Below are 22,351 nucleotides of genomic sequence, written 5' to 3' on the forward strand. Positions count from 1 at the left end.
TTGGTAGTGTGTAGATCAAGAAAGATTGATTTAGTTTAAAAAATCAGTGAATTCATGGTAGAAATTGATATTCAAAAGGACGTGTACTTATTCCTGCACGGACGAATGGATCTTAAAGAAAAAGCAATGAATGCACTCACAACAAAGGGATTCTCAAGGGACAAAGTCATCATGGCATTACCAAACAAAGTTGGAAATGTCGGAGATTATATGGCAATGTTATGGATGCCTCCAAATCCAGATCATGTGAAAATTCAAGAAATTACCAAAGTTGAGGAGGTAGAACCAGAAGGAATGATAGGACTTTGGAAAGGCGTGTCAAAAGATGATATTGATTCTATTCAGTTAAAATAATCAACTAAATCCGGCACCAAAATCAGTACCTTTTTCTAGAATGTCACCTGAATCAGAATTTTTTAATTTTCTGTAAAGTAATGTTTCATAAACCAATTTCATTGATGAATCATCATCAAGACTGCAATCATCTTTGATTAGATTTTTGTATTTTTCTAATTTTGTTTCATCTTGTTCATCAGGAGATATTCCATCATGAACCATCAAATTTGCAATTTTCTCAATTTCAGAATTTTGTTGTTCTTCATCCATAATTTTCGATACAATTTCTAGTTATTAACACGTTCGAATAGTGGTTCTGTGAAGTCATGGAGACCTCGACTTTGATACATCGACTATTCGGATTGCCACATCATTGTAATTACAACATATGGGTTCCGACATTCGTGAAAAAAGTTCACTTGTCGCTTCACCTGTATCGCCTTTGGCATGGGTAAACCTAGACCACGCCTTGTGGGCAATGTTCATGGATGCTATTACATCCCTGTCCATGCTCTTGCCACAATTAGTGCACAATAATTTACGTCTGTTTTGTATGTCCTCTTGGATTCTCTTTCCGCATATCGGACACAACTTGCTTGTGCGTTTCGGGTCAACAAAGACAACTGGGATTCCAACCCACAATGCCTTGTATTGCACCTGTCTTTGCAGTTCATAGAACTGCCAGCCGTTCAACTTTCCTCTGTATTTTTTACCCTGACCATTTCCCTTTCTGTACAGTTTTCTGATTCCCTTCAAGTCCTCAAAAGCAATTGCAGATTTTGTCTCTACTGCATGATTTATAATATCTTTTGAGATTTTGTGGATGAATTGCTTGGTTCTGTTTTGTAGTCTTTGTTGCAGATTCTTGTAGTACTGTCTCTTCTTTCTGTGATCGTTTCTTTTGAATCCTGCTCTGGCATGAATTGTGTTTTGTTTGATTGAGAGTAACTTGTTTGTCTTGTAGAATGTTACTAGACTGTCATTGCCACATGTTACGTTTCTTAAATTCCTGTCAATGCCGACTATCTTGGTACATTCTATCTCTTCAATCTCTTTTGAGATACACAAACTGATGTTGAAGGCAGTCAGTGAGAATGAACGTACAGTCATGGTTGGGTCTGACAGAATTTTTAGAGTGTGATGATTCAGTAAAATATGGATTGGCTGTCTTGGCTTGTATGGGATTGATAATAATGAACCGTTAATTTTAATTCCATAGCAGTTTGTCAGGAATTGCTTTCTGACAAATGGTGATTTTGTTTTTCTGCCTCTTTTGATTGACTGTTTCATTTGTGAGAGCCTGCCACATGCTTGTGATATGGCGTTTAGTTTGTAGGATGACAAAATATCATATCTGGATAGTTCATGGTATGATAACATGGAAAGTCTTTTCAGTGTAGAGCAGTTGTTTTCTAATCCAATTCTGATACAATGGTTTACCATTTTACGGAATGTTTCCATCATGGAATCTAAATCATGGTTTTGTGGAACGTTCTGTTTTATTGACTTGATTGTCTTCAACAATTATCATTATTTATTATTTTAATTAAGGTTTCAGGTTTCCATAACTTCACAGAACCCGAATAGTCAATAATTACAAATCTGAAATTAATCCTGAAAGAAAATCAGTGAATTCATCATCAGAAAAAATGATTTTTTCGATTTTGTTTTCTTTTAGCGCTAATCTTGCAGAGTCAAGATGGTAGCAAGAAAGCTTCCCATTTAATTGACCAAAATAAAATCCAGGGCAAGAGCAATAACTTCCATCAGGATCAATCCAGTGTTCTTCACCTTTTCCAACCACGGTCCAAATTTTTCTTTGGCTAGGTTCAAAAACATGTAATTTAACACGTTTTTCAGAAACTAGGACTTCGACTCTATCAACGTCTTTGCTCATAAGGATTTAATCAGGATATGTACAGTATAACTTTGATGTTGCAAACTAGAATCATCCCATCAAAACCTGCATTAATTTTAGAAGGTAAAAAAAAGAATCTCATAGTAACAGATATTCATTTAGGATTTGAGAGTGCTTTGCAATCAAACGAGATTTTTATAGGAAAAAATTCAACAGTTAATGAAACAATTCAAGAATTATCAGAAATTATCGATTCGGAGAATCCTGATTCAGTGATTCTGCTAGGAGATATAAAATCAAGCATCAAAAACATATCAAGAAACGAATGGAATGAAGTTCCTTTATTTTTTGAAGAAATTAGAAAAAAATGTGATGTAATATTAATTCCAGGCAATCATGATGCAAATATTCAGAAATTAGTACCAGAAAATATTTCCATGATTAGTTCAACAGGAATGGTTGAAGAGAATGTATTGCTAACACACGGACATACAATGCCATCAGAAAACTTTTCCCATATTGATAAAATCATAATGGGGCACATACATCCAGTGTTTTTTCAAGAAGATTCAATCATGAATGGGCAGAGAGTATGGATTTCACTCAAGACAGAAAAACAGAAAATATTTCCATCAAAGTCGGGGGAATTAGAAATAATTATTGTTCCATCATTTAACAGATATTTTTATGCCACACAAAAACGACATTACAAAAAATCAATCTCACCAATCATAGAAAGATTGGAGATTTCATCTGCAAAGATCGTGTCATTAGAAGGAGCAGTTTTAGGGGACGAATCAATCATCAAGCAAGTGTTGTAATTTTAAGACAGGGTTAATCGTATTTATCATAAGGCTCAATTGGTTCTTTAGTAGTTTTATTTGTTTTAAGCCACTCTAAAGTTTTTACAAAAGAGTCTGCCAACTCAATAGTTGTAAGGACAGGAATTCCAAGCTCTAGAGATTTTCTTCTAATTTGATATTCATCATCTAACATCCCGACATATTTTTCCAATGTTGAAGTACTTGGGATATTTATGATAAAGTCAATCTTTCGCTCATAAAGAAGATCAGCAATGTTGGGTTTTCTTTCAGGCTCAGAGATTTTATGAACGATTTCAACCTGGCCTACTTTTTCTTCAAAGAATTCAGCAGTATGCTCTGTTGCCAAAATTTTGAATCCTAAATGTTTGAGTTTTGCAATAGATGCCACAAGTTTTTCTTTATTTTGAGAACCGCCAACAGTAACTAATGCTGTTCCTTTATCTGGTAAATTATAGCCAACAGATGTAAGCCCTTTTGATAGTGCATCATAGAAGCTATTTCCAAAGCAGGCAGCTTCCCCAGTGGATTGCATTTCAACACCTAGGGCAATATCAGCACCATCTAGTTGCATAAACGAAAATTGCGGAACCTTGATTCCATAATTGTGAATCTTTTGCCATTTATTTTCAGGAATTTTAGGTAAAGGCTTATCCAATATTGCCTTTGCTGCAAGGGAGATTAGATTTGTTTTGACTAATTTTGATACAAATGGCATGGAACGTGATGCTCTAATGTTTAGTTCAATTACATAGACATGATCATCATGAACCAAAAATTGAAGATTAAATGGACCTTTGACATTAAAGGTCAGTGCAATCTTTTTTGTATATTCATTGATTGTTTCAATAATTTTATTGCTTAGTCTCCATGGCGGAATACACATCATAGCATCTCCAGAATGAACACCAGCACTATCAATATGCTCAACAATTGCTCCAATAACAACTTCTTCTCCATTACTAATTCCATCTACATCCACTTCAAGTGAATTTAACATAAATTTGGATATTACAACTGGATGGTCTGGGGAAACATCAGTGGCTTCTTTGACATATGTTTTTAATTCATCTTGAGACCAAACAACTTTCATCGCTGCACCAGAAAGAACATAAGAAGGTCTAACAATTACAGGAAATTCAACTTGTTGTGCAAAGTTTTTTGCCTCATTAAGATTTGAGAATGCTTGCCAACGTGGTTGTTGAATGTGAAGTTTGTCAAGCTCGGCACTAAATTTTGAACGGTTTTCTGCTCTATCCACATCATGTGCACTGGTTCCTAAAATATTTACACCATGTTGTGCAAGACCAGGGGTGAGATTATTTGCAGTTTGCCCCCCAACACATGTGATGATACCCCTAGGATGCTCAAATTCAATAATATCTAAAATTCTTTCTTGAGTTAATTCTTCAAAGTACAGTCTGGTACAAATGTCATAATCAGTTGATACTGTTTCAGGATTACAGTTAACAACAGAGACGCTTTTCTCACCATTTTCCTGTAGACCCCATACCATGTTGACTGTTCCCCAATCAAATTCAACGCTACTTCCAATTCTATAAGGACCAGCTCCCAGTACAACAATTCCCTTTTCATCAGAGGGTATCTCAATATCATGAGAATGGCCACCATAAGTGAGATAGAGGTAATTGGTTACTGCAGGCCATTCTGCTGCTAGTGTATCAATCTGTTTTACAGATGGCAAGACACCTAATTTTTTACGTAAATTACGTATATCATCAGGAATGAATCCTTTAGCACGAGCAATTTGTTTATCTGAAAAGCCCATTTTTTTGGCTTCCCAAAGAAGAGATACCCCAAGTTCGGATGTTTTTAGTTTTGATTCAATATCTACAATGTTTTTTATTTTTTCAATAAACCAAGGATCAATTGTTGAAAGTTTGTTGATTCTCTCAACTGAGATCCCCATTTTCAGTGCGATTGCAACATTGTACATAATGTGATCGTCATGATGAGAGAGTTTATCTTCAATTTCCTCTTCAGTGTATGTTTTTCCATTTGCGCGGTTTAGAACAAGTCCATCGTTTCCAATATCCAACATTCGGATTGCTTTTTGAAATGATTCCTCAAATGTTCTTCCCACAGCCATGACTTCACCAACAGATTTCATAGTAGGTCCAAGTCTTCTATTAACAAGTTCAAATTTTTCAAAATCCCATCGAGGATGTTTGCATACAATATAGTCAAGTGATGGCTCAAAACAAGCAGTGGTATTTTTTGTGATTCTGTTTACTAGTTCAGATAAGTTGTAACCAAGTCCAATTTTTGCAGACATGTATGCAAGTGGATATCCAGTTGCCTTACTTGCAAGAGCTGAAGAACGTGAAAGTCTGGGATTAATTTCAATGGCAACGTATCTATCAGATTTTGGTTCAAGTGCATATTGGATGTTACATTCTCCAACAATTCCAACATGTTTTGTTGCACGCAATGCAGCAGAACGTAACATATGGTATTCGTGATTATCAATTGTTTGTGAAGGTGCAACTACAATATTATCACCAGTGTGGGCTTTCATTGATAGAACATTCTCCATATTACAAACAATTACATTATTTCCATCATAATCTTGCATTACCTCATATTCAATTTGTTTCCAATGCCCAATGTATTCCTCAATTAGAACTTGGCCAACTATGCTTGCCTTGAAACCTCTTTCAACAATTTCATGAAGTTCAATTTCATTATATGCAACTCCCCCACCACGTCCACCCAAAGTATAGGCGACTCTAACTATTACAGGATAGGCTAATTCGTCTGCTGCCTTTTTTGCATCATCAAAATTTGTGACAGTTTTACTTTTCAGAACAGGGATCTTGCATTCACTCATGGAATCCTTGAAGAGTTGACGATCCTCCGTTTTTTGAATTCCTTTAATTTGTGTTCCAAGTACTTTGACACCATATTTTTTGAGAATGCCAGATTCCTCTAGGCCAACCCCGCAATTAAGAGCAGTTTGGCCACCATATGCTAGCATAATTCCATCTGGTCTTTCTTTTTCGATAATAGATTCCACGTACTCTTGGTTTACAGGAAGAAGGTACACTTGATCTGCAAATCGTGTGTCAGTCTGAATTGTTGCAATGTTTGGATTGATTAAAACACTGTTCAGTCCATCTTCCCGTATGGCTTTGAGACATTGGCTTCCGGAGTAGTCAAATTGACGGTCGTTTTAGCGACTCTCGCCGGCTTCTCCGATTTTTATTGCCCCACTTCCAAGTACAAGAATTTTCTTTAACGACTCATTCTTTGGCAGATGTTCCTTCCTCCATAAGGTGTTGTAGCTCTTCAAAGACGAACTTGCAATCATAAGGACCAGGTGCAGCTTCGGGATGAAACTGTACTGCAATACACTTTTGTTTTTTGTGTTTTATTCCTTCGACTGTTTTGTCGTCTGCATTTGTAAACCATAAATTAAATTCAGAGTTTTCAAGAGATTCCGGAGTAATTCCATATCCATGATTCTGACTAGTAACATAAACTTGATTATTTTCTAAATTAATACAAGGTTTGTTTTGACCACGATGTCCATACTTTAGTTTGTAAGTATCAGTATTTCCTGCAATGCCAATAATTTGTGCACCTAAACAAATTCCCAATGTAGGAATATTATTTTCAATTAATTTCTTAGCAGTATCAATTGTGTCAGGACATTTCTGTGGATCACCTGGACCACTACTGAGTACAACGCCTTTTGGATGATAAGACATTATTTTTTCATATGAAGTATCCCATGGAAGACGGATTACTTTGTAACCAATCTCACGAATATTTCTAATAATTGCATTTTTTGCACCAGTGTCAATAACTACAACAGATTGGTTTTCATCACCATAGATTTTTTCTTGTTTTGTGGATACATCATTCATGAATTGCTCAGAATCATAACGAGGTGCAGATACGAACTGTTTTTTGATCTCCTCAACATTGATTTCAGAATCAGATACAACCAGTGCGGCCATCATGACTCCGCCAGTTCTAATCTTTTTTGTTAGTTCGCGAGTATCAATGCCGGAGATTCCAGGAATCTTTTCGTTGTATAACCATTCATCAAGAGTCATAGCAAGATTCCAATGACTTGCAGTTAAGGATAATTCATGAACAACTAGACCCCGAACTTGGATTTTATCAGACTCAAAGAATTTGGGAATTCCGTCATTGTCTTTAATTGAAGAGTCTGGAACACCATAATTTCCAACTAATGGGTATGTGAGGGTAAGAATTTGGCCACTGTACGAGGGATCTGTAAGTGCTTCAGTATAGCCTACCATTCCAGTATTAAAGACAATTTCACCAAAAGCAGTAGTAGAATAACCAAATCCTTCGCCATCAAGAACAGTTCCATCATCAAAAATCAGTTTTCCAAACTTTTTTGCGTGGTTTGATTTCTTTGTAGTAATTGTGACCCTCGATAAGTCCGCTAGAAAGCGAATTTAAGTTTTATGTGGAAATTAAAATGAAAAAAGTGATCGCTAAATCAGAATCATATAGTGGGTTTTTCAAAACATTAAAGATTAGAAGTTCTAAAGTGCCTGAAACTCTTCGCTCCACTTGTGATATGCACGAATCATTTCAAGTGAGACACTGGGTTTTCTTCTTGCCATAATATCTTTGAAATCAGATGTGGTAAGTTCTCTTGGTTTTACTGGCTCTTCGCCTTCAACTGGTTCATGATAGTCAGGAGCATTAAAAATTTCATGAACCGTTTTAATCTGAGCAGCTTGGCAGACATCTTTAATATCACTTGCACTGTAGCCATCAAATAGTTTGGCCAATTCAGAATTATTTACATTGAGGTTTTTACTTAGAGGTTCAGTGTATTGCTCAAACAGATTTTCTCTTGCTTCTTGTGTTGGAAGAGAAACATAGATTCTCTTTTGGAATCTTCTAAGGAAAGGCCAATCAAGACTCCAAGGTTTGTTTGTTGCACCAATTACATACAACATCAGTTGTTTGCCTTTACCGTTAACACCGTCCATTTCAGTTAGGAATTGATTTTTAGTTCTAACTTCACCACCTACTTCACTATTTCTAGAACCTAACAATGAATCCACTTCATCTACAAATAAAATAACAGGTTTGCCTTCTTTTTCAGCATATTGTCTTGCCATAGCAAATAATTTTGAAACATTCTTTTCTGCCTCACCTAGCCATTTACTCATCATTGAAGATGCATCGACATTGATAAAGTAACCATCCATCTCATTTGCAGTTGCTGCTGCAAGCATTGTTTTTCCAGTACCTGGTGGTCCGTAAAGCAACATACCTTTTGGCCAACCTAAAGGAAACAAATCAGGTCTTTTAGTTGGATAAACAATTGATTCACGTAAAGCACTTTTTGCATCATCTAACCCAATTACTTGGTCCCAAGTAACGTCTGGTTTTTCTTTCATGATTAGTTCTTCAAAGTCATTTTCATTCTCTTGCCTTTGAACAGATTTCTTTTGTTCGTCTTCAGATGCCTTTGGGTCTACTGCAGGTTCTACACCATGAGCCTGTTGTAATGCACTGATTCTATTATGATAAGAATTACACCTATCTTTGTAAATTTGATTAAGTTTGCTTGTTGGGTATAATTGCAATAGTTTTACCAAAGAGTCAATGGCATGTTGATAATGTGTAATTGCCATTCCTCGTGCACCTTGTGAATCAAATTTGATAGCTTCTGAAGCATATTTGCTTGCAGTGTTTTCTAATTCTTGGGGGGCCAAACTCATCTCAATTACCTACGCAGTATGTCTTTGAGAATTTTGTTGGTATTCTACGGTGTTAATCTCTGTCACAAAATTGGTTAAATTAATTGCACTTGTTTCCTCTTCATCATAGTCGGGACCATTCAGATAATTCTTCTTAAAATCAGATTTATCAGAGATATTTGTATGCATATCTTTTACTTTGTTAATAGAGTCTTCAGCTGAAAGGATTAATTCAGAAATTTCATCATCAAGATCTTCAAGAGAGGTGGCAGTATCAGAGATGATTGAGGTGAAATGCTTTAGAATCAAACTCATCTCTTTTTTATCAGCGTATTTACACATCATAAAATCAGCAATTTTAACAATTTTATCTAAATCCTGCAGTTCTTCAAAACTCAGTTTATCAATTTTTACATCATCTGAAGGTTTTACTTCTGAGAGTTTTTTATCAATTTTTGATGAAATATTTTTAATTCTTTGAATATCTTTTGTAAAATCTCGTTTAGTGGATAGAGTTATCAAGTATTGCATAATTTAAAAAAATCAACATTAGGGTACTGCTTACTTAATTTAGAGTCCACCATCAATTTTACTTCATCAAGAAATATCGATGATTCATGATTTGATTGGCTAAAATCAAATCTTGCTTTTGTGAGAGCTGCCGAATCCAAAACAATACTTCCTAAATGAACAGATAATTCAGATAAACTTTGACTACATTTAGGAGTAATGCTAAACAACTGAGCACTGATAGTTCTAATAATAGGGATAGATGAGGGGAGTGCCTCAGGAATGCTGCGGACACCAGAGATGGTTGCAATTCTTTTTTTGATTTGTAAGAGAACATCTAGAGAAATAGCCAAGATTCTCTCCAACTCTATTGCATTAAGATGATTTTTGTTAGTTTCATCAAAAAATAAAACAAAATCACAATTAGATTTTTTCAGATCATTTAGTTTTTCTGATAAAACATCTATAATTTCAGACAATAGATTTGCAGAGTAAGATAATCTTGGAACAAGTGTTACTGAATGTGAAATATTTTCATTTTCTGTTTCACCGTATTTTACCATCATACCAATATTTTCATCTAGATTTTGTATTTGAGGACGATGTCACAATATTTTTAGTAACTACAGTTACACGTATCTGTAGATACAATTTCGATTTTTTTTGAGTATTTGTGTAAAGGAATTTAGCTCTCAATTTTACCTAATAACAAATAGAGTAAAGTCATGGAAAATGAGCGCGTATTAACAGTAAGTTTAGAAGAATTTGGATTAAGCAAATATGAAGCACAGGCATACGTAGCCCTGATTGCAAAGAGCACAATTTCGGCTAGCGAATTAGCATATTATTCAGAGATTCCTCGGACGAAAATTTATCCAACATTGTTGAAATTAGAAAACAAGAAACTAGCCATTATTTCAAAGAGCAAACCAATTATGTGTACTGCAATTGCTCCAGAAGACGCATTTGATGGAATTATTCACGAACAAATCAACAAGGTAAATGCAATGAACTCATTGGTATCTAACTTGAAAAAAGCAAGTGAGGAAAGCAGAAAAACAAGAGGTTCAGAAGAGAAAAGATATTTTCACGTCAGCGCTAACAATGTTTTAGTGCAACTCCAAACTATGATCGAGGGTTCCAAATCATCAGTCAAAATTATGACAGATCAGTGGGGTTTTGGATTGTTAGCTGAATGTAAAGAACAATTAGTTTCAGTTGCACGTAGGAATCTAGATATAAAAATTCTTGTTCCTCCAACTCAAATTTGTTCAGAATCATATAGAAAAATTCCGGATGGGATAGAAATCAGGGCATCAGAAATTACTCAGAATTGTTTTATGTTTGATGAAACAGAGTTGCTTTTAGTAAATAACGATAATGGGAAAGGGGCAATTTTTTCATCGACGGATATTCTATCTTCAAATCAGGAAAAAATATTTTCAAATGTTTGGAAGAATGCCATAAAAACTGAAGCACTAGCAGATATGTCAAAAACTGAAGCCCAAGAGATTTACAAAATAATTAAAACAGTAAATGAGATGGGTTTAACATACATTCTAAATTCTACAATGTTATCAAAAAGACCTGAATCAGACATGTTCAAACTATTAGAAAAAAATGGCATATCATTCAAATCAAAATCATTAGATGATGTAATTGAGATAATGGATGCAGTAATGCAAATCACATGTTCAGGGCATGTCTACTTTGAGGCAAATACAAGAAACATCACAGTAGAATCAAAATTAAACAGCGGGCATTCATTGCCATGGGCATCAATTTTAGACGGATGTCTTCAAAAACAGGGATATAAAACTAGAACGATATATCAAAACAATGCAAATAAAGGCGAAAAAATTCACATCAAAATAATCAAAAACTAATTTTTTGTGTTATTGATTTTTGCTAATGTTTTTCTCAATATTGTGACAGAGCATATTGGAAAAAGTGTAGTTTTCAAACAAACAAGATTTAATATGATGTTCATGCATCGCAAATCTAGATCTATTCACAATAAAAAATGAATTAGTCAAACTGTAAAAAATTTTAAAAATTCAAAATGTAGGTAAAAATAAATTCAGATAAAGCATTGCAATTGCATCATGATTGAAGAAAAATTACAGTCATTAGGGATAAAACTACCAAGCCCACCAACTCCTGCAGGGTCATATGTACCAGTAATTAGAACAGGAAATCTGTTATTCATTTCAGGACAAATTCCAATAGAAGATGGCAAAGTAATCTTTACAGGAAAAGTCTCAGATGACAATTTAGATACAGCGCAAAAATCAGCAAGAATGTGTGCAATTAACATAATAGCCCAAATGAAAAGAGAGTTAGGGGATTTGGACAAAGTTTCAAAAATAGTTAGATTAACAGGTTTTGTAAATTCTGTTCCAGAATTTTCTCAACAACCCAAAGTAATCAACCCAGCATCAGATTTACTTTTTGAGATATTTGGTGAAAAAGGAAAACACTCAAGAATTGCAGTAGGAGTAGCCAGTTTGCCATTAAATTCAATGACTGAAATTGACGCAATAGTTGAATTTTCAGAATAGACAATTTGGCAATTTTCTTAAATAGATTTTTGAGCAAATCGACTCATGGTTCAGATGTGCAGAGGGTTGTGTGAAAGATTAAAATCAACTTCATTTACAAACAATCTACGCTACAAAATTGGTCAGAAATGGTGTTCATTGTGTGCATTGTTTTTTTTCACAGAAGAGAATTCATGTCCCTGTTGCAAAACAAGACTACGATCAAAGCCTAGGAGTAAAAAATATGAAATGCCAAGAATGTAACCATGAAAAAGGAAAATGCCAATGTTTGTGCTGCTGCTCAATCTCACAGATAGGATGTGTCTATTGCATTCTTCCAGTTTTAGGTTACAGACAAATTAAAAAAATTTTAAGAAAAAGGAAAAATGCAGATAATTAAATTCAGAGATAAGAGTATTACTATTCATTTTAAGAAACGATTCATATACCAGGAAAATTCAGCGTAATAATGCTAAAGATTCCATTGTTTTTGTTATTTACAATATCAATGGTATCTACTTTAGCTTTTGCAGAACCAACCATAAAAGTGCAAACATCAGACGATGAAATTAAGGCACTTGAGTCAATTTGGGTTACAGGCAAAATTACCGATGTCTCACAGTACAAGCCAGTAAAATTAAGAGTCATCGAACCAAATGGTGCAATAGTCTTTGCACCGCAAGTAGTAATTGATGACAATGGAGAATTTAGAAAATTACTAAATCCACCAATTCCAAGCTTTGATGCAGGAAAATACATTGTGACTGCAAGTCATGATGATACAAAAGCAGTTGCACAAACACAATTCACAGTAATCTTCCAAGAGATTCCAAGAAATCCAACGGCCCAGCCACATGAGCCAGCAGGAATTGTAGAGAAAGAATCAAACATTACAAGAGGCATATCCATGTTAGCTGAGGCAGAAAATGGCTCAGACATTATCAAAATTAAAGGAAATACAAGTTATAGAGACACAGACATCACACTAGTTGTCAAGTCACCAGCAGGAAACTTGATTACAATTGATCAAGTCACACCTGGAACACAGGGGGATTTTGAAATTGAAATCAAGACAGGCGGTTCAATGTGGAAAGAGGATGGCATGTATAGCATCACTGCAAACCAAGGAGCATCATCAGAGTATAACGAATCAATCAAAGTTGAGATCAAAGACGGAGTAGTAATACCAGAATTTGGAGTTGTAGCATTACTGGTTTTAGCTATATCAATAATTTCAATAATTATTGTTTCTGCAAAATCAAAACTTGCCATACCATCAAATATTAATTCCAGAATTCATCAAAACAACCATGTTTAGTTTAGATGAGATAAAATCAGAAAAATATATTTCACTTGAAACATATAGAAAAAATGATCAACCAGTCCAAACTCCAGTTTGGTTTGTAGTTAAAGATGATTTACTGTATGTAGTCACACGAAGTCAGACAGGTAAAGTCAAACGTCTTCAAAATAATCTCAAAGTAAAATTTGCATTATGCACCATCAAAGGAAAAGTTACAGGAGAGTGGATATCAGGCACTGCCAAGATTTTAACAGACAAAGAAACAGAAGAAGCAGTAAAAATGAGAGACCAAAAATACGGATTTATGGCAAAGATTGCAAAATTCTTGAGTAAAAGCAAGGGGGAATTTTTCGCATTTTCAATTAAGATAGACTAAAAGATTGACGTAATTTCATCTCTCTTTTTAATTTGTAAGCTGTCAGTCCTGCAAATCCAAAAATTATTGCCAGCCCCACATAAGATAAAACTTGACTATACTCTATCAGTACTGCTGAAACTCCGGTCCCTACAACACTTGGTAGTAAGGACAATGCATACAGCCACCAACCGCAGCAACCTAAAGGTACCAAAGAAAAGAAGGAAAAAAAGGATGTGGCAGCAGTACTTCCAGTATTTCCGCCAAAGGCTTTTTTCTTTACATCTAACTTGCAGCCTAGCATTTTGCTTTTCTCTGAGAGAAAGACTTGCAATCCAATCCCAAGCCCCATTCCAATAATCACAACAGAGTTTAGTTGAAATGCAGCACTGATTGCAGATAATGGTTCTAATGCAGGGGTGGTAATTACAACGACAGTAAGATATACTGCAATTGTAATGATTCCAACAAGGGACGCTTTTCTGATTGGCCTCATTGCACATCACCGTAAACTAGAGTTTCAGGATGGAATGCAACCCACTCAAACCAAAATCCAGGTTCAATTGGCATTCGTTCTAGCTGCATCCCTTCAAGTTGACCAGATATTGACAATCCATCATAGTTCCACTCAGAATTCGTTTGTACATCTAGGATTTTTCCATCCTCATACACAAAGTCTAAGACATCACCATTAATTGTCCTCTCAAATGCACGAGAGTTTTCAGAAAATAATGATATCAACATCACAGGAGTTTCACCAACAGAGTCATTAATCAGAATTTCTGATTCAATGTCATTTTGTTTGTAAGCTTTGAAAATTCCATCTTCATTAAATCCAATGATAATTTCTTTTGGGTGCAGTCTGTCATCGCTATGCTCTACGGGAAACATGATTCGAGGTTCGGTGTAATAATTACCATAAGGATCAGTAGCATATGAGCGAATGTATCCAGTATCAGTTGTTAAAAGTTTAGTGTCAGGATGAAGTTTCTTCCAATCACCCCAAGTAATGACATCAAATGGAACCAAATCCAATTGGTATCCAGTTAGTTCCCCTTTTACTGCAGTTCCAAGTGCTTGACTCCAATAGGATTCAGTTAACCTATCATACATCAACAAGTTACTGTTGTAGAGTTTTCCTGATGTTCCAAACGTGACTTCCTGTCCATCAATCACTCTCTCAAAGACTTGATTAGTATAACAAAGAGGGCAGTAAGTTATTGCAACTGGCACTCCGCCTACATAATCATTAACAATTTCATGCCAGACCAAAATAAAAATAGGATAAGCTTTTGCCTCACCGTTAATCTCCAGTCCAATTACAGTGTCAGAATCAGACATGAACTGAGAGTCACGCACATTTGTAAATATTGGATTATCAATTGATGGAATTCCATCCTTTGGAGGACCGCCACCTTTAATCCTATCAAGTGGAATCAGATGTTTTACTCCATCAGTCTCCATAATTACGGGTTCTGAGGACAGTACGCTAGATTCGTCAGAATTAGAAAAAGTGGCTTGTGGAGCAGACTCTTCCTCATACAAAATAGCTAATGCCCCAAGTGCCACAAATGCCATCACAATTGGTAAAATTACTTTGAGATTCAATTTTGATTAAGTTTTGTTTTCAGAATATTAAACGATTATTCCAATTTGATTTCGGTGAATTTTTGTAAGAAACCTCACATTTTTGAAAAAACTAGGGTTAAATGACTATTTTATTTTTTTATTCAATTCAGTTATGAATTTTTTTATTTTGGGTTTTGGAATTACAGCGCCACATGCTTTGTCATGACCCCCGCCAGAACCGCCAAGGCTAGTTGCCAGTATATTGACAATTTTTCCCAAATGTACTTTGCAGTCTTTAGAACCACGAACAGATACTGCATAAATTCCATGATCAACGCGCTCTTTGTATGCAACACCTACGTCTTTTCCAGACAGCCCCATTACAAAATTAACAGCGCCACTGGCACCTGCATCAAGAATTTCCATATAACCCAGATTTTTCATGGTCTTCATTCCTTGTTTTACTTTGGCAATCATTTGAGATAGTTTTTCGACTTGAATTTGTGCAAATTCAAATGTATTAGGTATTGCGTGTGGGAATTTGGATTCTGCTAATTCCTCAACTAAATACAATAGATAATCGGGCTCTTTTTGATGTCCTACGATATTATATGTGAGAACAGTTGCACTAATCAATGCAAATTGTCGGTCATAGATTTGCAATAATTTTGAGCCAATTGGTCTGGTTTCCATGTAATCAGTAATTGCAGCACATGCTGCAACAAATGATGCATGGTCATTGAGTTTTGATTTGAAGGCAGTGTAAGCTAAAACTGCAGTGCATTCATTGGTATCGTGAATTACCTTTACTTTGATTTTGTTTAATGCCTTTACAACGTTGGGATCAATATCATGGTGATCAATGTAAGTAACTGAGACTTTGTTTTTTCTCAGAATAGTCATAATGTCAATAAATTCATCTTGGGTTTTTTTGCTTAGACCCAGATCACAGATAAATAATGATTTTAATTTTTCATCTAAAACTACTTGGTTTAGTGCTTCCATTTGACCAGGGTAGTCAACTAGAATTGCATCTCCGCCAAAAGCTTGTCTAATTAGGGCAGCAGAACTAATTCCATCACAATCTTCTTTGTGAGAAATACAAATTACTTTAGTTCGTTGTGGTTTAACAGATTTTTTTGTTGGGGTTTTAATAGCTTTTTTTGCCAGAGTTTTTTTAGTAGCTTGTTTTGTTGCTGTTTTTTTAACAGTCTTTTTAGTTGAAGATTTTTTGGTTTTAGATACTGACAATATGAATTGAAAAATTAATAGCCCTCATTTAAATTAAGAATGAAATTTAGGATTCCCGAAAAGATTTTTTGATGCTTTGATGGATTAAAGAACTAGAGTCTAAATATACATCATAAAATGATAATCCTTCCATCTGAGTTTGATGGTCTATTTCTTGAATCTTTTTTAATTCATTAGAGGATGCGTTTAGTACCAATTCATCTAATTTTTCGAGGCGTTTACGCTCCGTTGGGCTCATTAATTTTTGATTAAAAATTATCATTTATGACCAAAAGTTGGCATATTAGACTAATTACGTTGCAAATTGTTTACAAAATTTGTCAAAATTCGTCTTTGATACTTGAAAATATTACGAAACGTCCTTTGTAATTTTCAATTTCAGGCATAAATTATCCAAAATGGTTCAAATTGGTTCTACCACACATGACGTGGGGGAATATAGACAGACCAAAAGAAATGTCATAACTAAACCTGATTTTAAAATTGAGAGAAAATCTTAATTATTTTACACTAATAAAAGAATAGAATGACTGGTGAAAAATCTTCTGAAATCGATCAAGTGAGTAAACAAACACAAGTAGTTCTAAATGAAATAAAACAAAAAAATGATGAGTTAGATCCTGCATATACTATGCTTCAAAATGCTATTGATCAATATGAAAATTCTGGCAATAATGTAGAAAATCTTCTTCCAGCAGGTTTAGGGGGTGCATTATTGGACTCCAAATGGGGCATATTTTTGCATACATTGCGGGGCAGACATTACCGTGACTGCCTGATGATTTGGCATGAACGATTCGTTCGTTAGTGTTTTAAGCAAATTTTACAATGTCATATCATGACAGTTATGTTTATTCCAATTAGACCATCCAGAAGAGATTCAGATAATACTGAAGACTAGAACACTTTATGAGCTTCGTATCGTTTCTCCAGTCATATTATGAAATATTTTGTAATTTTTTTGACTTTAGTTTCAGTAGGAATTATGTTGACAATGCCTAGTTCTTATGCACAATATGGAGGTCCGATGATCCCATCTGCAATGATAAGCGAATCACATCCTCAGTTGTCACCGTTATGGCAACAAAAATTTGGAACTGCATGGCATGAAATAGTTTGCAATCCCAGACTCAGTCTAGTTCAAAAATATGACGGTTCTCCTGCATGTGTAAAAGAGCAAACCATTTCAAAACTAGTTGAAAGAGGATGGGCTGCTGAATCTGAAACAAAAAAAACTTTGGAAATCCACGGATGACTGGAACTCTTTGAGACTCATACGTAACAATGACAATCTTTACTGCAATTCTACAAATGAAGGATTGTCTGATCAGTGTTATTCTCTTGAAGAAATAGTCTTTGGAAGTGGATTTAAAAAAGGAAAGCATTATGGATGGAAAGTATATCCGAGTGCAGGAATTGTGTTGCCTGAAAATTCAACTCTTACACCAATTTACAGAACTTCAGAACCATTAGGTTTCCAACAAATTGATTTGAATGCGATGCTTGATGATAAAATATTTGTAAACAAGTGTGAGTCAAACGGTGGTGTTTGGAATTACACTTATCACGATTGTGAAGGGTTAGGATCGGAATGTACAAATGTAGATGGAATATTCATCACCCAAAATATCACACCCTCTTGTACAAGTGGAGTATGTCTTGATGGAACTGTTTACCGAATGTCATGTGTGTTTGAATATGAAAACTAGGCTTTTGATGATACTAATTGGAATTCTGTCTGTGGTGGGAATGTTATTTTTTCTGTTTTATGTCGGTATTCTTGGAGGCTCATGCATTGAAGGAAAAAATTTGGATGGGACATGTATGGAACCCAAAATGATCACAGTTCCACCAAGAACTAATGGGGATTTTTCTGAGCAAGAGAAAAACCAAATTTTGACTCAACTAAGACAAGGTCCACAAAATATCAATGGAACTGCAAAGCAATTTCTTGTAAGTGCAGCGCTAGACAATCCACAACTCAAGAATTTGATAAAAGACACTACATACCAGGTAAATTGCTGCACATACACACTAGATGGCAAGGAATACCCACATCCTCTTTACGTTGGCATAACATTTCAGCTAAATGAAAAGGATATTTTGGTTACTGCCGAGTATGACTTGCAACAAGAAGAAATCACCGATATTGAAATTCAAGAAGGGGTTAGAACTGGCGGACTGGTATCATTTGAATCTGAAAATACTGCACAATATCTTGGAAAAACTCTGTCTGAATGGAGGGAATACTCTTCTGATGAACTATACCAAATCAGCAAGACTGACAAGAATTTCCATAAAGAACTCAGCAGAATGGCAATAAAAGATCACATGAAAAAACAATTGTCACTAAACAACATTACAAATACAAACAACAACTTTAAGGTGTTCTCAGGATGGTGGCAGTCAAACTCTCTGGGTTTTAATTCAGTCATAAATTCCACTGACGGTAAATCCTATCTTGTATTGGGCTCTGCGGCGTATCATACAGTTGGGGACTATTTTGAGATACGGGAATTAAAATTTGATCATGGCATTCATGATAAAAATGATTTTTATTTTTCGGATAATTCAGTAGTAGAAATTTCGCCTGATCCAAACAACCCTTCAAAAGTTTCAGATTATGATGTCATAATTAACCTAAACCAAACAAACAAAGTAACATTCCAAAATAATCTGCCAACGATAATTAGAATTCAAGAGAATAGGCCCGGGGATGTAGATGAGCAAACAAATCTCAAATGGATTGGCCCGACTATTTTGCCTGGAATGTACGGTGATATGACATTTGAAAATATAGGACACTATGAATGGAATGCAAGAGAGCCTATCCCATTTGCAACTGTATGGCCAATGAAAGGTTCTGGAGAAATATCTGTTATTGGTAGTGACACTGATTCACTTCCATTAAAAACAAAACTCAAAATTGCACAATCTTTTGCAAAATTATCTGATGTTCCTTGGTCTGGATTAGGTGCAGGTGAACCCTCTCTTGATGTAGATCTGTACTCTTCCATCTACGAGATGATTCCTGATGCTAAAAAATACTATACCCAGCAACTAGAAGCAATCATTCCGTTTGATGTTCCAATAACACTAGAAGAACCAAACTATTATGATTACGGACAAGATAATGAGAACTAGGTTTTTGACAATATTGACATTGGTCATCATATCTCATATGGGATTTGTGTCATCCATATCTGCATCTCAGTGCATATCTGGGAAATCACTGGAAGATCATTTTGATGATTCTGATTATGTATTTTCAGGCAAAGTGATTTCAATTAATATTTTAGAACAAAATGTTGAACCAAAAGAAACTTTTCTAGTTGATGATAAATGGGAACCAATAGAACCTGACTTGTCATTATCATTAACACCTGCTGAAGTGACCATTCAGGTATTTTATTCGTGGAAGGGAAATGTAACAGATAAAATAATTGTAAAGCCTTTTGTTACAATGGAGCCATTAGGATTTCAATTCATTGATGGAGAATCATATCTTGTTTTTGCTGAAAATATTGAATGGAGCGACTATCCTGTGGTTACAGGATGTGGCAATACAAAACCTCTTTCTGAATCTTTTGATACCATAAGACTTGTAGAACAGTTAGCAAATTCTGATTCACAGTCAGAAAAAGATATTGAGGTAAATTGCAATGATTACAAAGATGCATCAGATGAAATCATAAACGGAGACATTGGGCCTGTAGTTCCTATTTCAGAACTTCAAGCATTTGTCATTATCGATGATTTTACAGATTTGGTTTTAATCGTGTTAGGAATAGTTGGAATATCTGTAGGGATCATCATTTGGAGAAATAGAAAATGAAATCTAACATCTTATTGTTCAAAGTTTCAATAGTTGCTGCAGGTGTTATTATGATATCTTTTGTTGTTTTCTCATATTTTCAGATCGAAAATAGTTTATAGATCTGTAGATTTGGGAAAAATTGACAATTAATTACTGTTACAAGTTTTTGTATTGTGGTAATTGTATGTGAGCGACAACATAATGCCATCATAGTACACTACAATTCATATACAAGATATTTTTAGAATCCATTTGAATTGATGTATTATGGATGATAAAGACGATGATAAAGAAATTATGGACAAAATACACATCTATTCAACTGATGATGAAAAGCTAAAATTTTTGGGGCAAATGTTACATAGCGATACAAGTCGGAAAATTTTACAACTGTTAATTCAAAATGAAATGACAGCTAATGAAATTTCAGATTCAAGTGGATTGTCATTATCCCTAGTAATCCATCATGTAAACAAAATGATGCAATCGGGCATTGTAACAATTAGTAAAACTACAATAAACAGTAGAAAGCAACCGATGAAATATTATACATCTAAATCTGGAATTGTGATTTTGCCTAAAAAAGCTTCTGCAAAAGCAAAACAAAGTAAATCATTTTCAAATTCATTGAAAAATATTATGAAGTTTGCATCAATAGGTGTGGCCGGTGTTGTGTCTTGGCTAATCACAAAACCCTCGGAGCTTGAAACACCTGGTGGTTGGCAGTCCGGTGAAGAATTACCTGAATCCTCTTTTGACGAACTGCCCGTATTGTCTTTTGACGATTATCATCTTTCAATTATAATTAGTTTAAGTGTTGTCGGAATTGGTTTATTGGTTCAATTTTTGTTGAATCGATATAAACGTAAAAGAATAATGCCATAATATAGTATTATATTAATTAGATTGGTTCAAAGAACTTTGAATCAAACCCTTTAAACTTTAATTAGTTTGTTCAAACAATGACTACAAGAAACGTAAAAGTAACGCTGATGCTGGCAGTCGTAGCAACATTATTTGTTCCTATAAGTGCCATGGCAATCAACGACAATCAATCTATTGGAAAGACGGTATTCAAAACAGAAATTCCGCAGAAGGTTGCTGATAAAACTCTTGAAAAACTGCAACAGCTAGAAGAGCAAAGAGACCAAGCAACGTCTGATGCTGAAAAAAATCAAATCCAAAATCAAATGGATAAGATAATGCAGCAAGCAAGAGAGCAACGTAAAGCAATTGACCCACAACGCAAAGCAGAATACGAGCTAAAAGTTGATCTATTAACTGATGCTATTGCCCAGGAAAGACTGAACATTTCTTCCACAGGTAAAGAAAATGTAATTCCTTGGACAATGATTAGCTATGATGGCAATGAAGATGCTTTGGCAGTAGGTATTCATCAAGACTATGCAGCACTAGAAAACATGCAAAAGTACGCTCAAATGATTCGTGCTTTGCTTGGCAGTGATGTAGATCTTGTTGTGTACAATGGTGCAGATTATTGGAATTTGGGAACTTGTACATCTAGAACTTCTGACTGCACTTCAATTGAAGCTGGAGTGCAAATGCAAGTCATAAACCATGGCTTTTGTACTACAGGTTTCAAAGCAACATTCAACAGCAAGTCCGGCTTTGTAACTGCTGGTCACTGTGCAGATAATGAAACAGGCAATAACGTAGGTCAAGCAACTATTTCCAATGTAATTGGAAAGGTCACAAAAGAGACTTACAATAAGGGATCTTCATTTGAAACATGTGACTGTGCATTCATTGAAAGCACCACAAGTGTAGATGCCAAAATTTTTGGTGTATCTATATATCCTGATCATACCGGAACTGCCCAACAAAATGACTGGGTAAAAATGTCCGGTAAAAAGAATGGAGTGCAAACAGGAACTGTTGACTTTACAAGTGCAAGCATTACCGTTAAGGATGGTACAACACTAGTTCAAGTCGTTATAGCAACTTATTTCTCTGAAGACGGAGATAGCGGAGCCCCTACACTGGAAGCCTTTAGCGCAGATCCTGCCTTCTTGGGAACCAATGTTGCATTCAATGATGCCCATACCCAATCAGCATACGTAAAATACTCCAAGTTTGAATCCCACTTTGCGGGAATTGTTTGGGGATTTTAACCTCTTTTTTTCTTTTTATTCTGTAGTATGATAATTATAATATTCAAGAATACTCATAATCATATACAATATTACAAATTATTGGTTGGATACCGTCATTTTTAATAAAATAATTGCAAATCGGTTAAGGCCCGATGTAAGT

General features: G+C 35.0%; 24 protein-coding genes and 1 pseudogene. 13 read left to right on the top strand and 12 right to left on the bottom strand.

The annotated features are described in order from the left end of the window. Positions 1 to 54 precede the first annotated feature (54 nt). Entirely contained in the window at positions 55 to 354 is a 300-nt protein-coding gene (locus tag C5F50_RS08350; protein WP_179370905.1) for a hypothetical protein, read from the top strand. Here C5F50_RS08350 and C5F50_RS08355 read toward each other — a convergent pair whose 3' ends face one another. The 3 genes from C5F50_RS08355 to C5F50_RS08365 all read right to left on the bottom strand — a co-directional run bounded on the left by C5F50_RS08355 (position 355) and on the right by C5F50_RS08365 (position 2,233). Further along, positions 355 to 606, bottom strand: coding sequence for a hypothetical protein (locus tag C5F50_RS08355; RefSeq protein WP_179370906.1), 252 nt, complete (start codon positions 604 to 606; stop codon positions 355 to 357). Positions 607 to 660: 54 nt separating this feature from the next. Further along, positions 661 to 1,857 carry an RNA-guided endonuclease InsQ/TnpB family protein gene (locus C5F50_RS08360; RefSeq protein WP_179370907.1) on the bottom strand — a complete coding sequence of 399 codons (1,197 nt, stop codon included), beginning with the start codon at positions 1,855 to 1,857 and terminating at the stop codon, positions 661 to 663. A 73-nt stretch (positions 1,858 to 1,930) separates the two neighbouring features. Beyond that, entirely contained in the window at positions 1,931 to 2,233 is a 303-nt protein-coding gene (locus C5F50_RS08365) for a hypothetical protein (RefSeq protein WP_179370908.1), read from the bottom strand. Between the two features lie 35 nt (positions 2,234 to 2,268). On the opposite strand from C5F50_RS08365, the gene C5F50_RS08370 reads away from it, so the two are divergent. Continuing rightward, positions 2,269 to 3,015 carry a metallophosphoesterase gene (locus C5F50_RS08370; RefSeq protein WP_179370909.1) on the top strand — a complete coding sequence of 249 codons (747 nt, stop codon included), beginning with the start codon at positions 2,269 to 2,271 and terminating at the stop codon, positions 3,013 to 3,015. A gap of 13 nt (positions 3,016 to 3,028) precedes the next feature. Here the strand turns inward: C5F50_RS08370 and carB are convergent. The 5 genes and pseudogenes from carB to C5F50_RS08395 form a co-directional block, all read right to left on the bottom strand. Beyond that, positions 3,029 to 6,187: pseudogene (carB, locus tag C5F50_RS08375) on the bottom strand (carbamoyl-phosphate synthase (glutamine-hydrolyzing) large subunit); the annotation flags it as partial. 91 nt (positions 6,188 to 6,278) lie between these two features. Then, positions 6,279 to 7,394: a glutamine-hydrolyzing carbamoyl-phosphate synthase small subunit gene (gene carA / locus C5F50_RS08380; protein WP_179372974.1), complete on the bottom strand. Its 1,116-nt coding sequence runs from the start codon at positions 7,392 to 7,394 to the stop codon at positions 6,279 to 6,281. A gap of 165 nt (positions 7,395 to 7,559) precedes the next feature. Then, positions 7,560 to 8,753: an AAA family ATPase gene (locus C5F50_RS08385; protein ID WP_179370910.1), complete on the bottom strand. Its 1,194-nt coding sequence runs from the start codon at positions 8,751 to 8,753 to the stop codon at positions 7,560 to 7,562. Positions 8,754 to 8,762: 9 nt separating this feature from the next. Further along, positions 8,763 to 9,263 carry a hypothetical protein gene (locus C5F50_RS08390; RefSeq protein WP_179370911.1) on the bottom strand — a complete coding sequence of 167 codons (501 nt, stop codon included), beginning with the start codon at positions 9,261 to 9,263 and terminating at the stop codon, positions 8,763 to 8,765. Next, positions 9,251 to 9,808, bottom strand: coding sequence for a hypothetical protein (locus C5F50_RS08395; RefSeq protein WP_179370912.1), 558 nt, complete (start codon positions 9,806 to 9,808; stop codon positions 9,251 to 9,253). Before C5F50_RS08395 ends, C5F50_RS08390 begins: the two co-directional genes overlap by 13 nt. 159 nt (positions 9,809 to 9,967) lie before the next feature. On the opposite strand from C5F50_RS08395, the gene C5F50_RS08400 reads away from it, so the two are divergent. The 4 genes from C5F50_RS08400 (at position 9,968) to C5F50_RS08415 (ending at position 13,461) form a co-directional block, all read left to right on the top strand. Then, entirely contained in the window at positions 9,968 to 11,128 is a 1,161-nt protein-coding gene (locus tag C5F50_RS08400) for a TrmB family transcriptional regulator (RefSeq protein ID WP_179370913.1), read from the top strand. A gap of 219 nt (positions 11,129 to 11,347) precedes the next feature. Beyond that, positions 11,348 to 11,803: a RidA family protein gene (locus C5F50_RS08405; RefSeq protein WP_179370914.1), complete on the top strand. Its 456-nt coding sequence runs from the start codon at positions 11,348 to 11,350 to the stop codon at positions 11,801 to 11,803. Positions 11,804 to 12,251: 448 nt separating this feature from the next. After that, positions 12,252 to 13,100 (top strand): PEFG-CTERM sorting domain-containing protein, encoded by an 849-nt coding sequence (locus C5F50_RS08410; RefSeq protein WP_179370915.1) that lies wholly within the window; start codon positions 12,252 to 12,254, stop codon positions 13,098 to 13,100. Then, positions 13,093 to 13,461 carry a PPOX class F420-dependent oxidoreductase gene (locus C5F50_RS08415; RefSeq protein WP_179370916.1) on the top strand — a complete coding sequence of 123 codons (369 nt, stop codon included), beginning with the start codon at positions 13,093 to 13,095 and terminating at the stop codon, positions 13,459 to 13,461. The genes C5F50_RS08410 and C5F50_RS08415 overlap by 8 nt, the downstream gene beginning before the upstream one ends. Here the strand turns inward: C5F50_RS08415 and C5F50_RS08420 are convergent. The 4 genes from C5F50_RS08420 to C5F50_RS08435 all read right to left on the bottom strand — a co-directional run bounded on the left by C5F50_RS08420 (position 13,448) and on the right by C5F50_RS08435 (position 16,498). Further along, complete coding sequence (locus C5F50_RS08420) at positions 13,448 to 13,936, bottom strand: hypothetical protein (RefSeq protein WP_179370917.1); 489 nt, start codon at positions 13,934 to 13,936, stop codon at positions 13,448 to 13,450. The genes C5F50_RS08415 and C5F50_RS08420 overlap by 14 nt on opposite strands. Then, the gene (locus C5F50_RS08425; protein ID WP_179370918.1) at positions 13,933 to 15,048 is read right to left on the bottom strand and encodes a DUF3179 domain-containing protein; all 1,116 of its coding nucleotides are present in this window, start codon (positions 15,046 to 15,048) and stop codon (positions 13,933 to 13,935) included. Before C5F50_RS08425 ends, C5F50_RS08420 begins: the two co-directional genes overlap by 4 nt. 105 nt (positions 15,049 to 15,153) lie before the next feature. Next, positions 15,154 to 16,260 (bottom strand): DHHA1 domain-containing protein, encoded by a 1,107-nt coding sequence (locus C5F50_RS08430; RefSeq protein ID WP_425340040.1) that lies wholly within the window; start codon positions 16,258 to 16,260, stop codon positions 15,154 to 15,156. 46 nt (positions 16,261 to 16,306) lie between these two features. Further along, entirely contained in the window at positions 16,307 to 16,498 is a 192-nt protein-coding gene (locus tag C5F50_RS08435) for a hypothetical protein (protein WP_179370919.1), read from the bottom strand. Between the two features lie 288 nt (positions 16,499 to 16,786). On the opposite strand from C5F50_RS08435, the gene C5F50_RS08440 reads away from it, so the two are divergent. The 7 genes from C5F50_RS08440 (at position 16,787) to C5F50_RS08470 (ending at position 22,209) form a co-directional block, all read left to right on the top strand. Further along, complete coding sequence (locus C5F50_RS08440) at positions 16,787 to 17,068, top strand: hypothetical protein (protein ID WP_179370920.1); 282 nt, start codon at positions 16,787 to 16,789, stop codon at positions 17,066 to 17,068. Between the two features lie 153 nt (positions 17,069 to 17,221). After that, the gene (locus C5F50_RS08445) at positions 17,222 to 17,515 is read left to right on the top strand and encodes a hypothetical protein (protein ID WP_179370921.1); all 294 of its coding nucleotides are present in this window, start codon (positions 17,222 to 17,224) and stop codon (positions 17,513 to 17,515) included. A gap of 10 nt (positions 17,516 to 17,525) precedes the next feature. Beyond that, entirely contained in the window at positions 17,526 to 17,969 is a 444-nt protein-coding gene (locus C5F50_RS08450) for a hypothetical protein (protein WP_179370922.1), read from the top strand. Beyond that, positions 17,959 to 19,404 (top strand): hypothetical protein, encoded by a 1,446-nt coding sequence (locus C5F50_RS13080; RefSeq protein WP_246282014.1) that lies wholly within the window; start codon positions 17,959 to 17,961, stop codon positions 19,402 to 19,404. Before C5F50_RS08450 ends, C5F50_RS13080 begins: the two co-directional genes overlap by 11 nt. Beyond that, positions 19,394 to 20,095, top strand: a complete 702-nt coding sequence (locus C5F50_RS08460; protein ID WP_179370923.1) for a hypothetical protein — start codon at positions 19,394 to 19,396, stop codon at positions 20,093 to 20,095. The genes C5F50_RS13080 and C5F50_RS08460 overlap by 11 nt, the downstream gene beginning before the upstream one ends. Positions 20,096 to 20,344: 249 nt before the next feature. Next, positions 20,345 to 20,962 carry a winged helix-turn-helix domain-containing protein gene (locus C5F50_RS08465; protein ID WP_179370924.1) on the top strand — a complete coding sequence of 206 codons (618 nt, stop codon included), beginning with the start codon at positions 20,345 to 20,347 and terminating at the stop codon, positions 20,960 to 20,962. A 77-nt stretch (positions 20,963 to 21,039) separates the two neighbouring features. Then, the gene (locus C5F50_RS08470; protein WP_179370925.1) at positions 21,040 to 22,209 is read left to right on the top strand and encodes a chymotrypsin family serine protease; all 1,170 of its coding nucleotides are present in this window, start codon (positions 21,040 to 21,042) and stop codon (positions 22,207 to 22,209) included. Positions 22,210 to 22,351 lie beyond the last annotated feature (142 nt).

Origin of the sequence: Nitrosopumilus ureiphilus (genome assembly GCF_013407185.1) — an archaeon.
Taxonomy (GTDB): domain Archaea; phylum Thermoproteota; class Nitrososphaeria; order Nitrososphaerales; family Nitrosopumilaceae; genus Nitrosopumilus; species Nitrosopumilus ureiphilus.

Bases quoted from the DNA above. Each gene is read 5' to 3' on its own strand.
- C5F50_RS08350 (WP_179370905.1), top strand. From the start codon at position 55: ATGGTAGAAATTGATATTCAAAAGGACGTGTACTTATTCCTGCACGGA.
- C5F50_RS08400 (WP_179370913.1), top strand. From the start codon at position 9,968: ATGGAAAATGAGCGCGTATTAACAGTAAGTTTAGAAGAATTTGGATTA.
- C5F50_RS08440 (WP_179370920.1), top strand. From the start codon at position 16,787: ATGACTGGTGAAAAATCTTCTGAAATCGATCAAGTGAGTAAACAAACA.
- C5F50_RS08410 (WP_179370915.1), top strand. From the start codon at position 12,252: ATGCTAAAGATTCCATTGTTTTTGTTATTTACAATATCAATGGTATCT.
- C5F50_RS08435 (WP_179370919.1), bottom strand. From the start codon at position 16,498: ATGAGCCCAACGGAGCGTAAACGCCTCGAAAAATTAGATGAATTGGTA.
- C5F50_RS08460 (WP_179370923.1), top strand. From the start codon at position 19,394: ATGAGAACTAGGTTTTTGACAATATTGACATTGGTCATCATATCTCAT.
- C5F50_RS08390 (WP_179370911.1), bottom strand. From the start codon at position 9,263: ATGCAATACTTGATAACTCTATCCACTAAACGAGATTTTACAAAAGAT.
- C5F50_RS08415 (WP_179370916.1), top strand. From the start codon at position 13,093: ATGTTTAGTTTAGATGAGATAAAATCAGAAAAATATATTTCACTTGAA.
- C5F50_RS08420 (WP_179370917.1), bottom strand. From the start codon at position 13,936: ATGAGGCCAATCAGAAAAGCGTCCCTTGTTGGAATCATTACAATTGCA.
- C5F50_RS08465 (WP_179370924.1), top strand. From the start codon at position 20,345: ATGGATGATAAAGACGATGATAAAGAAATTATGGACAAAATACACATC.
- C5F50_RS08405 (WP_179370914.1), top strand. From the start codon at position 11,348: ATGATTGAAGAAAAATTACAGTCATTAGGGATAAAACTACCAAGCCCA.
- C5F50_RS08395 (WP_179370912.1), bottom strand. From the start codon at position 9,808: ATGATGGTAAAATACGGTGAAACAGAAAATGAAAATATTTCACATTCA.
- C5F50_RS08370 (WP_179370909.1), top strand. From the start codon at position 2,269: ATGTTGCAAACTAGAATCATCCCATCAAAACCTGCATTAATTTTAGAA.
- C5F50_RS08385 (WP_179370910.1), bottom strand. From the start codon at position 8,753: ATGAGTTTGGCCCCCCAAGAATTAGAAAACACTGCAAGCAAATATGCT.
- C5F50_RS08365 (WP_179370908.1), bottom strand. From the start codon at position 2,233: ATGAGCAAAGACGTTGATAGAGTCGAAGTCCTAGTTTCTGAAAAACGT.
- C5F50_RS13080 (WP_246282014.1), top strand. From the start codon at position 17,959: ATGAAAACTAGGCTTTTGATGATACTAATTGGAATTCTGTCTGTGGTG.
- C5F50_RS08470 (WP_179370925.1), top strand. From the start codon at position 21,040: ATGACTACAAGAAACGTAAAAGTAACGCTGATGCTGGCAGTCGTAGCA.
- C5F50_RS08355 (WP_179370906.1), bottom strand. From the start codon at position 606: ATGGATGAAGAACAACAAAATTCTGAAATTGAGAAAATTGCAAATTTG.